Origin of the sequence: Microbacterium sp. XT11, from assembly GCF_001513675.1 — a bacterium.
In the GTDB taxonomy this organism is placed as follows: Bacteria; Actinomycetota; Actinomycetes; order Actinomycetales; family Microbacteriaceae; genus Microbacterium.
In genome coordinates, this window is the sequence record NZ_CP013859.1 from 2827336 (window position 1) to 2841112 (window position 13777).

19 protein-coding genes and 1 tRNA gene are annotated in these 13777 nt (G+C 67.2%); 1 reads left to right on the forward strand and 19 read right to left on the reverse strand.

The annotated features are described in order from the left end of the window. Position 1: 1 nt before the first annotated feature. The 17 genes from AB663_RS13405 to AB663_RS17785 all read right to left on the reverse strand — a co-directional run bounded on the left by AB663_RS13405 (position 2) and on the right by AB663_RS17785 (position 12444). A complete protein-coding gene (locus AB663_RS13405) occupies positions 2 to 2257 on the reverse strand; it encodes a hypothetical protein (protein ID WP_067200119.1) in 2256 nt (751 codons plus the stop codon). Continuing rightward, the gene (locus tag AB663_RS13410; protein ID WP_067200121.1) at positions 2254 to 2616 is read right to left on the reverse strand and encodes a hypothetical protein; all 363 of its coding nucleotides are present in this window, start codon (positions 2614 to 2616) and stop codon (positions 2254 to 2256) included. The genes AB663_RS13405 and AB663_RS13410 overlap by 4 nt, the downstream gene beginning before the upstream one ends. Further along, entirely contained in the window at positions 2613 to 3821 is a 1209-nt protein-coding gene (locus AB663_RS13415; protein WP_067200124.1) for a hypothetical protein, read from the reverse strand. The genes AB663_RS13410 and AB663_RS13415 overlap by 4 nt, the downstream gene beginning before the upstream one ends. Next, positions 3818 to 4330 (reverse strand): hypothetical protein, encoded by a 513-nt coding sequence (locus AB663_RS13420; protein ID WP_067200127.1) that lies wholly within the window; start codon positions 4328 to 4330, stop codon positions 3818 to 3820. Before AB663_RS13420 ends, AB663_RS13415 begins: the two co-directional genes overlap by 4 nt. Positions 4331 to 4346: 16 nt before the next feature. Further along, on the reverse strand, positions 4347 to 4769 hold the full coding sequence (locus AB663_RS13425) for a hypothetical protein (protein ID WP_157541083.1): 423 nt from the start codon (positions 4767 to 4769) through the stop codon (positions 4347 to 4349). Beyond that, positions 4766 to 5152 (reverse strand): hypothetical protein, encoded by a 387-nt coding sequence (locus AB663_RS13430; RefSeq protein ID WP_067200132.1) that lies wholly within the window; start codon positions 5150 to 5152, stop codon positions 4766 to 4768. Before AB663_RS13430 ends, AB663_RS13425 begins: the two co-directional genes overlap by 4 nt. Continuing rightward, positions 5152 to 5514, reverse strand: a complete 363-nt coding sequence (locus AB663_RS13435; RefSeq protein ID WP_067200135.1) for a hypothetical protein — start codon at positions 5512 to 5514, stop codon at positions 5152 to 5154. The genes AB663_RS13430 and AB663_RS13435 overlap by 1 nt, the downstream gene beginning before the upstream one ends. A 75-nt stretch (positions 5515 to 5589) precedes the next feature. After that, positions 5590 to 7197, reverse strand: a complete 1608-nt coding sequence (locus tag AB663_RS13440; protein ID WP_067200138.1) for a phage major capsid protein — start codon at positions 7195 to 7197, stop codon at positions 5590 to 5592. A gap of 1 nt (position 7198) precedes the next feature. Beyond that, entirely contained in the window at positions 7199 to 8263 is a 1065-nt protein-coding gene (locus AB663_RS13445; RefSeq protein WP_067200141.1) for a hypothetical protein, read from the reverse strand. A gap of 37 nt (positions 8264 to 8300) precedes the next feature. Continuing rightward, a complete protein-coding gene (locus AB663_RS16945) occupies positions 8301 to 8861 on the reverse strand; it encodes a DNA N-6-adenine-methyltransferase (protein ID WP_083511248.1) in 561 nt (186 codons plus the stop codon). Further along, entirely contained in the window at positions 8854 to 9090 is a 237-nt protein-coding gene (locus AB663_RS13455; RefSeq protein ID WP_067200147.1) for a hypothetical protein, read from the reverse strand. Before AB663_RS13455 ends, AB663_RS16945 begins: the two co-directional genes overlap by 8 nt. After that, a complete protein-coding gene (locus tag AB663_RS13460; RefSeq protein WP_067200151.1) occupies positions 9087 to 10613 on the reverse strand; it encodes a hypothetical protein in 1527 nt (508 codons plus the stop codon). Before AB663_RS13460 ends, AB663_RS13455 begins: the two co-directional genes overlap by 4 nt. Before the next feature lie 173 nt (positions 10614 to 10786). After that, positions 10787 to 11017: a hypothetical protein gene (locus AB663_RS13465; RefSeq protein WP_067200153.1), complete on the reverse strand. Its 231-nt coding sequence runs from the start codon at positions 11015 to 11017 to the stop codon at positions 10787 to 10789. Then, positions 11011 to 11307 carry an HNH endonuclease signature motif containing protein gene (locus tag AB663_RS17780; protein WP_198147871.1) on the reverse strand — a complete coding sequence of 99 codons (297 nt, stop codon included), beginning with the start codon at positions 11305 to 11307 and terminating at the stop codon, positions 11011 to 11013. Before AB663_RS17780 ends, AB663_RS13465 begins: the two co-directional genes overlap by 7 nt. A gap of 98 nt (positions 11308 to 11405) precedes the next feature. Beyond that, positions 11406 to 11705, reverse strand: a complete 300-nt coding sequence (locus tag AB663_RS13470; RefSeq protein WP_067200155.1) for a hypothetical protein — start codon at positions 11703 to 11705, stop codon at positions 11406 to 11408. Next, the gene (locus AB663_RS13475; RefSeq protein ID WP_067200158.1) at positions 11702 to 12262 is read right to left on the reverse strand and encodes a helix-turn-helix domain-containing protein; all 561 of its coding nucleotides are present in this window, start codon (positions 12260 to 12262) and stop codon (positions 11702 to 11704) included. Before AB663_RS13475 ends, AB663_RS13470 begins: the two co-directional genes overlap by 4 nt. Then, positions 12259 to 12444, reverse strand: coding sequence for a helix-turn-helix domain-containing protein (locus tag AB663_RS17785; protein ID WP_067200161.1), 186 nt, complete (start codon positions 12442 to 12444; stop codon positions 12259 to 12261). Before AB663_RS17785 ends, AB663_RS13475 begins: the two co-directional genes overlap by 4 nt. Before the next feature lie 151 nt (positions 12445 to 12595). Between AB663_RS17785 and AB663_RS17790 the strand changes: the two genes are divergently transcribed. Then, the gene (locus tag AB663_RS17790) at positions 12596 to 12862 is read left to right on the forward strand and encodes a helix-turn-helix domain-containing protein (protein WP_442922674.1); all 267 of its coding nucleotides are present in this window, start codon (positions 12596 to 12598) and stop codon (positions 12860 to 12862) included. On the opposite strand, the gene AB663_RS13485 is transcribed toward AB663_RS17790, so the two are convergent. Beyond that, positions 12824 to 12896 (reverse strand) — tRNA-Asn (locus AB663_RS13485). The genes AB663_RS17790 and AB663_RS13485 overlap by 39 nt on opposite strands. Positions 12897 to 12992: 96 nt before the next feature. Beyond that, on the reverse strand, positions 12993 to 13766 hold the full coding sequence (locus AB663_RS13490) for an ATP-binding cassette domain-containing protein (RefSeq protein ID WP_067200163.1): 774 nt from the start codon (positions 13764 to 13766) through the stop codon (positions 12993 to 12995). Between the last annotated feature and the right edge of the window lie 11 nt (positions 13767 to 13777).

The window sequence follows — 13777 nt, forward strand, 5'->3', positions numbered from 1 at the left end:
CTCAAATCACCTCGTTCTTCCATGTCCCGCCCGCGGGCGAGTCGATCCAGCGTTGCCCCGCTGGGATGAGGATCCAGGCGGCGGCGGGGGTGTCGGCGGTGCGGCTGGTCACCGTCACGGTGTCGCCCGCGAGGTCGTATCGCACGGACCCGGCGAAACCCGTCTGAATGGGCGTGCCTTCGAGCAGGATGCTCAGCGGCTGGTCGGTCTGCTCGAGCCACGTCGGGATTGCTGACACGGTGACGGTGCGGCCGCGGCTCTGCGCTCGACGCACGATGTGCTCGGCGCGACCGGGGCCAGGGAACGGAGTGTCGCGTACCTCGACGCGGAGAACCTTCGTCGGTGCCGCGTTGAGGCCGAATGCGTCCACGCGGCGCTGCGCGATTCCGTCGCGGTCGGTCCACGTGTATTCGTACACCGCCGCGTCGAACCACGCATCGTCCTCACGGCTGAGCGATTCGACGGCCGTCTCGATGTTCGCACCGTAGCGGTAGGTCTGGTTGCCGTCTGCGCGGTAGTCGGCGTCGCGGAGGCTCCAGCGGCGTAGCTCGTCGCACACGATGCGGAGGCCGGAGGCTTTGAGCAGCGGTTCCAGGAAATCCATGCCGGACACGCCTGCGCGCCAGGTGAGCGCTTCGGGAGGCCGCTCGACGCTCGGTGTGCGGGTCGAGTTGGAGGCATGCGCGGGACCGGTCCACGCGAAGTCATAAGCGGCCGTGTCCACGGTCGCGCCGTCGAAGTACGGGATGAGCTCGGTACCCTCGTGGAACATCACGCCGTCCGCGCGTGCCGCCTGCCCGCCCGCCGTCGCGATGTGCTCCAGGTGCAGCGTGGCCTTCTCCGCACCGGGCGGAGCCGTCGCGATGATGCTCAGACGCGTCCACTCCGCCGACTTCAGGGCCGTCGTCGGCCCGTACACGTCGCGGAGGATCGTGCCGTTCCCAGCCTTGAACCGCATCATCACGCGACCGTTGCGCGCCGCATCCTCGGAGTACATGTACGCCGAGAGCACGTAGGACACGCCAGGGCGGATGGAGATGTCCTGGTAGTCGATGTACGACGACCCGGCCGCGTTCGCCGCCCACCGGGCGACCCACGCACCGCTGACCTCGCCCTGCGCGGTGTCGCTGAATCGTGCCGGCGCGGTGGCGTTCGTGCCGGCCGCCCATCCGTCCGTGTTCGTCTCGAACGACGGGTTAGACACCAGACTTGCCACCGGCCAGTAAGCGGTCACGTCAGCATCCGGTCCGCCCGGTTCCAGCGCCTGCTCACGCCACGACCGAACCCGGTCAGTCGTCTCGGTCATCACTCCCGTGATGTCCATGAGGGTGCTGGTCGTCAGCGCCGTGGCACCCGCCATCACGGTCGAGATCGCTACGTACTTCGCGCCCGCAGGAACCACGCCCGTCCACGAGGGCCGCGCCCAGTTGTTGGCAAGTGTCTGCTCAACCACCGCACCGCTCATCGTGCTGCCGACCCATGCGCCAGCGCCATTGTGAAACCGCACGCGGGTGACCCACGTCGTCTTTCCCACGAACAGCCGTATGAAACGCGAGATCGTGATTGTCTGGCCCGGGGTTACTCGCGGTCCTTCGAGCCATCCGCCCGACGTACCCGGCGCGGCGAGGTCAGGGTTTCCATACGAGTCCACCCCACGCCCGCTCACACTGCCCGATTCGGGCGACGTGAACCGCACCACCGTCGCGGGCGCATCCGGCGCGGGCGAACCCGTGGTCACGAACGACCGCGCCCAGCCGAACCGAGGCCCATACGGTGCGAGGGTGCCGGTGCTGAGAGCCCGCGAGTTCGGCTCCAAGTTGCGGAGAACGCCCGGAACCTTGCTCAGCACGTACTCGCACACGCCCCGCAACGACGACTGGAACGTGCGCGGCGTCACGTCGTCCACCAGCTGCGCGTAATCGTTGAGGATCGCCTCGTCCGATGCGAGGGTCAGCTCGACGGTGCCGCCGGCCCGGTCGGGATCGGCGCTGCGGATGCCGAGATCGAACAGCCTGGTCTGCGAGCCGTCGTCGCTGGACGATGCCACATCGATCACGACACGGCGAGACGCGCGCGGGTCAAGCTTGCTCAGCAGCGAAGCGTCCTCGACTGCCACCGTGAGCGACGCCTCGACGTGGGGCTTGCGGCTCGCGTCGAGCGTGATGTCGCCTCCGCGGTCTTCCGCCGGCGACAGGATGACATCGCCGGCAGGATCGGGCACGCGCACCTTATAGTCGTGCGTCGAGAACGCCGTCACGGTGCCACCTCCTGGAAGGGCACCTGAACGATCCACGCCTGTTGCGTCTCAAGATCGAGTCGCGTGGTCACGTCGCCGTCCGCGACAACGAACTGCATGGCCACTTCGGGCACGTCGATGTCGGTCAAGGTGAACACGCGCGGGACGACAAGCGCCGCCTCGGCGGCTCGCGCCTGTGCACCGTTAGGGAACACCAGGGTGAGCGTGCCTCTCTGCAAGCCGGCCGGCCGGAAGGTGATGTCAGGGTCGGGGCGACCCAGGATCGTGTGCACGATGGTGCGGGCCGGTCTCGATGCTTCGAACCCTTCCACGACTGCCGGCGTGATCGTGCCGCCTGTGTAGGTGATGATGGTGCTCACTGGTCCCACCCACTCGTCACTACACGCGTGCCGATCTTGAGCGTGGTTCCGGAGATACGCCGCACCACGCGGTCATACTCGGACGTGTCCACCGTCGTTCTCGCCGTGATGTTCACGGTCTTGCCCTGGACGCCGTAGATCTTCTGTTGGATCGCGTTCACGTCGTCTGTGGCCTGGCCCGTTTCGGCGTCGATGTAGATCTGTCGTCCGTCAGGAAGGGAGATCACGGTGTCCCCGAACTCGTCGACGGCTTCCGTCGCGCCGGCGGTGCTGCGAGCGGTGTCGATGAGGGCGATGCTGTAGGCGTCGGCTTGGGCGGTAGCGATCTCGAGCGACCGCTTGTAGCCGTCGAGAGCTGCCTGGCCGGCGACGGCCGTACCGGCCAGGTCGTTACCGGCGAGAGTGATGTTGCCGAACTGGTCGGTGACGGTGGCCCCGCTCGCCGCGAGTTCGTCGGCCCCGTCCTTCATCTTGTTGATGCCGGCTTGGGCGCGGTTGATCGCTTCCTCGCTGCCGGACATCGCGGCCGCTGCGGTCTGGACGCTGACGCCCCACAGTTCGGCGTTCTTCTTGGCCTCGTCGTACTGCTCGGTGAGCACCTGCTTGATGCCGGCCATTTTGGTGTCGAAGTCGAGAACGCGTCCTCCCGCTTCGATGTACGCGTTCGCCCAGTCGGCCGCCCGGTCCTTGACCTTCTGCTGTTCTTCGCCGGCCGTCTGAATGGCCGCGATGAGCAATCCGATGCCGGCGGCACCGGCGGCGAGACCGATCGACCCGGTGAGGGAATCGACGGAGCCGGCGAGCCCGCCGAACACGTCCTGTGCGATCTGGGGCAGGTCTTCGAGATCACCGCGGAATGACGAGAATGTCTCGCCCAGGTTCTGGCGCAGTTCGTCGCTGGCTTCGTTCGCGGCGTCCGCTGCTCGCCGCATCCCGCGGTGCACGTCGTCGCCGCTGTCCTTGCCTGCCCTGCCGGCCTTGTTCAGCTCGTCGCGGAGGCGCTTGATCTCGTCCGCGGCGTCGTCGGTGCGGCGTTGCGCGTCGCGCATGCTGCGCTCGAGGTCGCGGCCGGCGTCCTGGCTCTCGTCACCCACCTTGTCGAGCAGGTCCGATACGTCCTCGAGCGGGTCGATGATGCCGCGGTTGATCGCGGACATAGCCGCGCGGGTATCAGCCGCGATAGCGAGGTCGATGCCCTTGGTCATCGGCTCTTCCCTTCGAGTGCTTCGTGGATTGCTCTGACGAACGTCTGGACGAACATGGCGAGGATGCGGGGGATGACGGATGCCGCCGCCGGGTAGACGACGTACCCTCGGCGGTTGGGTGCCTTAAACGGTCGGTTCGGGTCGCGGTTGCGTTCGAATCGGGTGCCGCGCCGGCTCGTGGCCGTCTCTCGCGCTCCCGGATTGGGTCCGGCACCGAATTCCACCGGGCCGTAGTTCTCGGACGGTTTCAGACCGCCAGAGAGGCTGCGGGACAGTGACGCTGACGTGAGCCGGACGTTCTGATCCGAGACGCGGACCCGGCCGGAGTTGACGAGCACGCGCTGCTCGAGTCTCGTGTCGGCGTGCTGCGCGAGTGCTTGTTTCCATGCTTGCTCGGCCATGCCCTTGAGTTCTCGGCGCAGAACCTTCTTGGTGTCCCGGTCGAGGTTCCGGAGCCCGCGGAGCACGGCCAACAGTTCGGAGCTGGTGAGCGCACTGACGCGGAGCATCCGGAACCTCGCGAGGTCACGCGCCGGCCGGGGCGGTGCGCTCAGGCTTGCCCTTGCAGGGCATCGACACCGACGCGGTACCGAACTGATCGACATCGCCGCCGATCTCCGCGGCCTGCACGACGACGACACCGGAGAATCCGGTGCCGCCGGCGATCGGCTCGAGCGTGAACGGGACCGTCTCGCCCTCGTTGTCGTACAGGTAGTTCGACAGGCTCGTGGCGAGTTCGTGGTCCTGGCCCAGGTTCACGGTGAGCACCCACGTCGCGAGACCGCCGGCGGAGAACACGGACCCTCGCTTGAGTCCCTTCCACGTCGCGGAGCTGCTGGACGGCACGAGGCGCGCGCCGGAAATCTCGCCGGCGAAATCGGTGGGTGTCCCGGAGCCGATCTTGAGCACGGACTCGGTGAGGTAGAGCGGGCTGAATGGCATGGTCACGCCTCTTTCTTGATTGCGGTGAGCGCCTCGAGCTGGATGTCGTAGGCGGTGAACTTCGTCTGGAATGCGACCTTCTCCGCGCCGCGGAACGCGACCCAGCGGAGCTTCTGTATGGGGGCAAGCAGGATGTCGAGCAGCTCGTCGCAATGCTGATCGGCCTGCCCGGGGTCCGTCTTCTCGCTGATGACGGTTAGGATGAACGACGGCATGAGCACGCTCTGCGCGCCGGGGTGGCGGGAGACGGTGGCGAGCTTGAGCATGAGCGTCGGTTTCGACGGCCGGTCGATGCGGGTCTGCACGGGCACGAACTGGAACGCGCCCGGTTCGATCTTTGAGAGCAGGTCGTTCTCGAGCCGTGCCCGGACTTCGGCGTATCCGGCCATCACGGCACCACCGGTTCCGGGTCGGGGTCGTGCCCTGTGGCGAGCGACGTGCCGCCTCGGGGTGGCCGCATCATCCGGCGGGCCTCCCGAGCGAGCCACGGCGGATTGAAGTCGAAGCCGTCCGCGCCGATGTCGCCTGACTCGCCGCCGATAGCGTCGTTCCAGAGGCCGCGTACGAGCGAGAGCTGCGCTAGGCGGATGGTGCGGTCACGGGGCCGCTCGGGGTCGCCCTCGGCCGGCAGCCACGCCTCGCAGGCATCCTGCGCGGCGTCGAGCAGGTCGGCGCGCAGGTCGTCGTCGATGCCCTCGGCGGTGTCCCACAGGTTGGGGAGTTCGTCCGGGGTGATCCATTCGACGGCCATGGTGTGCGGTCCTTTCGGGGTGGTGGGGTGCGGCAGGCGGTTGGGGGGTATGGGGCCGCCTGCCGCACGTCGGGGTTACGCGCCAGCGCCGGCCGGGGTGAGCGAGACGAGCTGGATGCCCTCGGCGTAGTAGCCGCGGAACTGCACGTAACCGAACAGCGCCTCGTCGATGCCGCCCTTCACCATGTCGAGCGCGTTGACCCGGATGGGCGACCCGGGAAGCTCGTGGATCGCGGCCGCTTCACGCGCGCCGACAAGCACGGACCCGGCGGTGATGCCCGTGTGCGGGACGATCTTGAAGCCGTCGAGCGATCCCTCGTCCAGACCCAGGGCCATGCTCAGGTACTCGAGCGTGTCGTTCTTCTGGGTGAACAGGAGCGGCCGATAGTCGGCGGGGTTCACGAGCGCGTAGGACGGGCGGGCGTCGTTCGCGATCACCGCGAGAGCACCGTCAACGATGCCGGCGAGAGCGGCCGGGATGCCGGTGGGCACGTCCGTGACGGCGGTCGCGGTCGCGGCAGCCAGGAGCTGCGCGAGCGTCCAGTCGTCGGACTTGCGTGCGTAGGAGCCGGCGGCGGCCGTCAGGAACGACTCGATGACCTCCGTCTCACCGAAGTCCACGAACTCGCGGGCGATGTCCCAGCCGCCCGCGAACCGCTGAATGGTCCACTCGTCGGGCTCGGTCGTCGGCGTGTTCGACGGCACGGCAGCCTTGTTGCCGGCCCACTCCGCGACCTCGGGCTTGACGACCCAGCGCCACCCGATCGTCCGAAGCGAGGTGAGGTCTCCGTGCTGGAGCAGCGGGATCACCTTGCGGGCGAACGGCTGGCCACTCCAAATCTCCCCGATGTAGTCGGGGGCGACGGCCGCGGTGCCGACTGCACCGGTGCCGCTGATCTTCACGTCATTCAACGCGGCGAGCAGCGTGTGGGCCTGCTCGGGCTGACGCATCGCGGTCGAGACGATCTTGGCGAACGCGGCCTTGGTAACCGGCTCGGAGGTCTGGTTCTGGTTGTGCTGGCCGGCGAGCAGCGTACCGGGCACGGTTGCGTTGGGCATGTCTGTGTCTCCTTCTGCCGGCGGTTCCGGCTCGGTGATCTCGATGGTTTCGGTGATGGTGGTGGTGTCGCCCTGGACTCGGGTGACTCGGGTGCTCTTGCGGACGTGCTCGACGCCCTGCTCGTCCGTGAACGTCTCGGTGGTCTCTTCCTTCGTCTCGGTCGGTTCCTTCTCCTGGGTCTCGATCTGGTCGCCCTCGGCGGCGAGCAGCACCGCGGACGGGAACGCGGGACGTTCGACGAGCGAGCCGCCGAACAGCCGGCCGGCGACCGCCTTACCGCCCTGAATGACCATGTGTGCGGCCTCGACGGACAGGTGCCGACGCTTGCCGCTGCGGATCGCGGCGAGAGCGGCGTCGCCCTCGGGGGTCTCGTCGATGCGGAAGGTCGCGTGGATGCCGTCCGCTTCCTCTGCGAGCAGCACAGCCTCACCGACTACCCGATCGTGCTCGTCGGTGAACACGGCACCGGACGGGTGACGGGGCAGGGTGAGAGCACCGGGCTCGACGATGAACTCGCCCAGGTTGCTGCGGCACTTCTCGTTGAACGGCACGAGCAGGCCGCCTGCCGTGCGGTCGTCCTCGGACGCGAGCAGCACGCCGGACTCAATGATGAGGTTGGGCATTTCAATCCTCCGTAGGGGTGCCGGTCTGCGCCGGCGTCGTGGTGGCGAAATCGAACCGGACGCGGGTGCCGCGCGGCACCACGTCGTCCATCGACAGGCGGTGCTCGAGGGGTGCGGTCCAGAACGCGAGACGGTCCTGCAACTCCTGTGATTCGGTCTGCTGCGTCTCGTACGTGAGCGACGACTGCGGCTTCGCGCCGTCAAGCGCGGACGCGTTCAGGTTCAGGTAGTTCGCGATGTCGATGCGGACGGCGTTGCGCGCGCCCTCGAGCACGTCGATGCCGGCCCCGGACTCGAGGCGCAGGTTGATGACGTGCGGGACAAAGAACACCGCGCCGTCCGGGTCTCGCAGTGCCCGCGACACAGCGGTGACGTACTTCGTCGCCTCCTTCTTGCTGACCGTCCCCTGTTCCTTCTCTTCGAGAATCACGGTCGGGGTGGGGTTGCGGACCCGCGACGACCATGCGCGCTCGAGCGCCTTCGCCGCGCGGATCGTCTCGGGCGCGACGTTCAGCAATCCCTCGAATGGGCCGGGGAAGTAGAGGACGGACTCGGCCGGCACTGGCGCTTTGTCGATGAGGATTTCGCCGGCGGCGGAGACCTCCCACCGGTCGAACGGGACGTGCAGAGCGTCAAGGATCGGCGCGTACCTCATGCCCTCCTGCTGCGATCCCCGCTCTAGCACCCACAGCGATTCTCCGTAGAAAATCCAGTCGTCGAGCGTCGCCGCCAGACGCATCCACGGCGTCACGGCCGTGTCCGTTCGGTACAGCCACGGGTGCTTGGTGGTCACGTCGTCCGCACCATTCAGCGCGCGGAGCGGACGGTCAGCAAGCTGAACGATGCGGTGGCGGGATGCGGCGACCGCCGGCACGCTCAGGGCTTCTTTGCGGGTGACCTTCGCGGCCTCGATACCGTAGATGTCAGACCACACGAACTTGTTGAGCTCACCGTCAGACCACGGCGAGACGATCCCGGACGTAACAGCCGTGGGAGAGGACGGGAAGGGCAACAGATTGCCACTGGCGGCCTTCTCGATGACTGCGAGTTTCCGGGAGAGTTTCACGCGTCCAACGATCCGGAGAGGGTGTTACCTTTCCGGATCAGACCGGCGTGTCGCGTGGCTCTTCGTCGTATGCGACCGGCAGGAAGTAGCCGGGGAGCCCAGAATCCCGGAGCGCCGTTGCATCACGGTTCCCAAACGCGATCAACGCGGATGCGGCTGGGGAGACCATGCCGCCGCTGTCACCTTTGGGGTGAATGAAGGTGACGCGATGCCGATAGAACAGGATCGCCGTGGCGTGGGGAAACACGACCTCTTGCCAGAGTCGCGTTCCGGTTGCGACGGGGATCAGCGCGGTTCCGTGACCGTGCACAACCATGCGTTCCATCCATACGCGCGATTCTCGGCCGTACGGCGGATTCAACCACACACGGCCGAACCACGGCATAGACAACCCATCCCCGATTTCCTCTGGCGTCCACCGCTCAGCTGCAGTCGGATGCCCCGGCGCGGCACACGGATCTAGGTCAAAGTCTCCGAGAGAGCGGATGATCTCGAGAGGCGTGAGCCAGCGGTCGTTGCGGTTCGCGAACATCTCGTCGTCGAACGGATCCGCCTTCGTGCTCGTGCGACCCGCTGTCCGCGCTTTGGCGTTACCCATGGTTACGGTCCTCCGACTTGCTGTGTTCCCATTGCCGGCGGGGATTGCTGGCGGTGCGGGCGTCGATGTTATGAACGTTGATGAGGTGTCGCTCGGCGGGGTCGAACGACTCGTGTACGGTCCAGGCGAAGGCGTGCCAGTAGGGGCAGGCGTTGCAGAACACGTAGACGTAGCGAACGGTCTTGCCGTCGCGGGTGATCTCGCGGCGGATGAGGCCGGTGCTGCTCATGCTGCGACGATCCCGGTGGTGTCGCTGTTGGTCTTGGCGTCGAAGTGCTGGTCCCAGTTGCGGAGGGCTCGCACGGCGGCGTCGAGACAGGTGATGTCGTCGCCGCGTTCCATCGGGGTGAACAGCCACACGCCTTGGTCGTTGCGCGTCTCCCGTTTCGCTGCGCGCTCCACGGCCACGTCGAGCCCGGTCTGTCCGGTGAAGTGGATGAGCGTGCCGCGCTCGAGGTCTCTCAGGAACTGAATGCAGCCGGCGGCGGTCTCGCGGTAGGTCTGCATGCGCAGGCGGGGCTTGGGGCGGAGACGTGCGGCCTCGGTCGCGGTGGCCTTGCCCTCTGCGATGTCGTCGAACGCGATGGAGCTGCCGGGGTACTTCCGTGTGAGTTCCTGCATCCGCTTGGGGAGCCAGAGCGTGCCGGTGCGGTGGTCCACGACTTCGATGACGGCACGCTTCTTGTGGTCGCGGTATGCGGCGACGATCGCGGCCACGCCACCGCCGGGCTTGATCGCGACACCGAATGCGACGCGGCGCGGGAGCGGTGGACGCTTAGCGCGCTCGGTGCGCGCCCACCATTCACCGGGCACGGCGCGTTCGCCGTACGTCTCGGGCCACAGCGATATGTACTCTCGCGCCCACTCGGGTCGCGGGATGCCGTGCCACCGTTCCCGCATCGTCTCGATGGTGGTGAGGGTGCCGACGCCGGGGTGCACGGTCGCGAGCAGTTCCATCGCGGCATCGACGTTCTCGACGACGCTCCACGGGGTGTCCTCGGGCGCTGCGTAGTCGAGGCCGCCCATTCCGGGCTTGCCTGCGCGGAGCTGCTCGAGGAATGTCCACAGGATGCCGGCGCGCTGCTCCCCCGCGGTGCCGGACACGATGATCTTGGAGTCCGGGCGGGTGTCTTGCAGCGGGAGGATGCCGGCGAGCAGCGCGGCGCTGTCCTCGGGCTCGATCTCCTGCGCTTCGTCGATCCATGACACGTCTGCGGCCTTGCCGCGGTACGCCTTCGGCTCGGGCCGGACCACCTGGAAGCTCGAGCCGTTGTCGAAGTACACGCCGGCCTTGGTGTTCCCTCGGAGCACTCGGAATCCGCGGCCGTAGGTTTCGGGCTCGGCGTGCGGGATCGCGTCCATTCCGAACAGTGCTTCGTGGCGGACCTGCGCGGCCGGCTTCCGCTTGACGCCGCGGAGCCACGGCGGAATGCCCTCGTCGTCCGGGGGCGAGATGCGGTCCAGGCCGTCGCGAGCCCACTCGTCGAGCGCGGCGACGCCGGCCATGCCGGTCTGCGCCGAGAACGTGATCTTGTAGCGCGGGCGCGTCACGCACCGGCCGAGACACCAACACAGGATCGTGGTTGTCTTGGTGCCGCGCCGGGGGATCTCGACCACGGCGCGTGGATAGTCTGCGTTGAGCGCGTCTGCGAGCAGGAGCTGGTGCGGCTGCAACGGCTCAAGCTGCGGGTCGGCGTTCCTCGCGGCGGCGACGGCCTGCTCGTCGTCGAGATCGACGAGCACGTACCCCATGAGCGCGGCTCCCGCGAGGAACTCCGCGCGAAGCTCGTATGTGTCATCGAGCCTTCCGCACCAAGTCGGTTCGAGCGCGCGGCTTCGAAGCTTTTCCCAGACCTGGGGAGAAAAAGTTGTGCTGCCCGCTAGCGGAGGTACAGACGGGTTCTCAAAAACCATCGCGTTCGACATCACTCGACCCATCCGATGCCTTCGACCCACCCGCGACCGAACGCACGACGTACCATGCACGGCTCGCACTCGAGGCCGCGTGATGCGCGGTCGAGACGAGAGCCGGCTTTCGGTGCGACGTGGTGCTTGCACGCCGGGTCGGTGGTCAGGTGATTGTTAGCCGGGATGCGCTCGATATAGCCGTGCATCCACCAGTAGCCGATGACCAGCCATGCCTTGAGGTTCACCATGGTCTGATCCCTTCACGCGCTGCGGCGCTGGTGCGTCGTCTGCTGTTGGTGGTCTTGGCTCCGAGCTTCCCGCCGGCCTTGAGGTTGCACGTCGCGTGCGCAGCACCCGTGTTCTGTCGTGTAGTGCGTCCGCCCTTCGATGCTGGGATCAAGTGCGCGACGTGCCATTTCTGGTCTGGGTGCACGGGCTTCCCGCACTCGGTGCAGGGCAGAGGGAGGCGTGCGGCGATCTCGGGTCGCAGGTGGTAGGTGCCGCTGGTGTGCTTCGATGAGCGGTGGTGCTTCGACACGGCGTCTCCGATCTCCGATCCAGAGGATGATGAGCAGCGTCCAGAGCAGGACGGCTGCGGGGATTGCGAACCACAGGGGCAGGTTGTCGATCATGGCGTCACGCTCCGCGAGTGGGTGGGGTGAGCAGGGACGTGAAGAACCGCCGGCAGGCGACGACGTTCGCGTGGATCAGGCGTCCGGCGTCCTCGAATGCCTTCGCCTTGTCGTAGTTCGCGCGGCCGGCGATGAGCTGGCGCGCGATCTCTGCGAGCAGGCGTCCGGTGCGCGCGCAGTTGTGCTGCGCGTCGCTGGATGTCCACAGGGTGGCTTCGAGCGCGAACGACTCGGCCAGTTCGTAGAGCGCGTTGGCGAGGGCGATGCGGTCGGTGTTGGTGGGCTCGTGTGCGTCGGTGCTCATGCTGGTGCTCCCTCGACGCGAGCGACGGGGCATCCGCGCTCGCAATGGCGGTCGTCGATCAGCTCATGCCCGCACGCGCCACGCGCACGGTTACTTGCTCGACGTTCTTTCTTCGTTACCTGTGGGGTGGTTACGTGGGTGGTTTGGGTGTCGCTACCGACAGGGGGGCGGGTGTCGCTACCGACACCGGGTGTCGCTACCGACAGGGGGTCGAGCGACAGCTCGACGGGCGCGTGCGTTCGCGTGCGATGCCGGCTCGTGCGGTCGCAGTCTGGCGGGCACGTGAGCAGGAATTGGTAGCGGTTGGGGCGCTCGTGTTCCGCTGTGCGGTGGTCACCGCCGGCCTGCACGAAACGGCGAATCTCGTGGAGCTGCTCGAGGCGTTCGACGGCCTTCTGCACGTTGCGCACGGTCACGCCGGCGTACTTCGCGAGGGTCGCGACTGACGGCCACGCACCGCCGTCACCGTCGTGGTTGGCGATGCCGATCAGCACGAGCTTGGCCGCGCCGGTCGCGCGGGAATGGTGCAGGGCGATGCTGATCGACTCGACGCTCATAACGTGCGCTCCCCTGACGCGAGACGCTCGATGAGCGCGCGATCGAACAGGTACGCACCGGTGGCGGCGGGGAGCTTCTGGACGGGCTCGAGCGTGCCGGCTCGCACTCGGCGAACCAATGAGCTGCGGTCGATGCGAAGCATCTTCGCTGCCTCGGCCGTCCCAATAAGTTCGTTCGTCACGAGTGCTACATTGCACTACTTAGGGCGTTAGGTCAATTGGGTAGACAGGTGTGTCTAGCGCTTGCACAAGTTAGGGCGAATGCACAAGAATGTGCATATGTCGATGAATCCCGTGAGCGATCCTCGCTTCGAGCTGGACCTGGCCGACCGCATGACGAAGGCTGTCCGCCACTCCGGCTTGGGCGTGCAGGAGTTGGCTGACCGCATCCAGGTGTCGCGGAACGCGGTGTCGAGCTGGATCAACGGACGCCACCGGCCACGCCGGCGAGACCTCGCTGCGTTCGCGCTCGCGACCGGATACCCCGTGACCTGGTTGGAGACAGGAGACGTCCCAAACGGCGAAACCCCGCCCACAGGGGGCGGGGTTTCGGGGGGATTGCTCCCCGGCTTGGACTCGAACCAAGAACCTGCCGGTTAACAGCCGGCTGCTCTGCCAATTGAGCTACCGAGGAATGTGCTCCGCACCGCGGGCAACTCCACAAGCTTAGCAAATACTTCGCGCCGCTCGTGACACGGGCGGCGCCTCGGGCGTGTCGAATCCGTGCACATCACCGACGCGAATCGGCTTCGGCGTTCGGCACCCAGAGCAGCTCCTTGCCCACACCTCGTGCGACGACGTGCCCGCCCCGGAGCATGAGGGTTTCGGCGTTCAGCTCCCGGATGAAGTCCGCGTCGTTCGTCACCAGCAAGGCCCCCATCCCCTGTTCTCGGCGTCGCCGCGTGATCGCGTCGAAGACCACGGGCCGCACCTCCAGATCGAGGTTGGCGAGAATCTCGTCGGCGATGAGCACGCGCGGCTCGAGTACGAACGAACGTGCGATCGCGACGCGCTGGCGCATACCCGCGCTGAGCTCGTACGGGAACTTGGCTGCCGCTCCGAGCGGGAGATGCAGTTCATCGAGCAGCGTCGCGATGCGGATCGACAGCGCCTTGCCGTTCACCCGCTTCTCGCGCAACAGGATCGGCTCGGCGATGATCTCGTTGACCGTGAGCCGCGGCGGCAGATCGGCCCCGGCGCCCTGCGGGACGAAACCGGTGCGATAGGTGAGCAGCCGGTGCTTTCGAGCCGGCCTCCGGATGTCGACGCCGCACACGTGGGCGCTTCCTCCCACCACCCGCACCGACGGATCCGTCGACCCCGCCAGAGCGGCGACGAGGGTGGACTTGCCCGATCCGGTCGGACCGGCGACACAGATGAGACCGCCGGGCGCCAGGGAGAACGTGACCCCGTCGACGGCGCGCGTCGGCCCGCCGTGGCCGATCCGGTCGATCACGAGGTCGCTGCAGTCGATCGCGTTCGTGTGCTCGGGCCGCCGGGACATGAATCCATCCT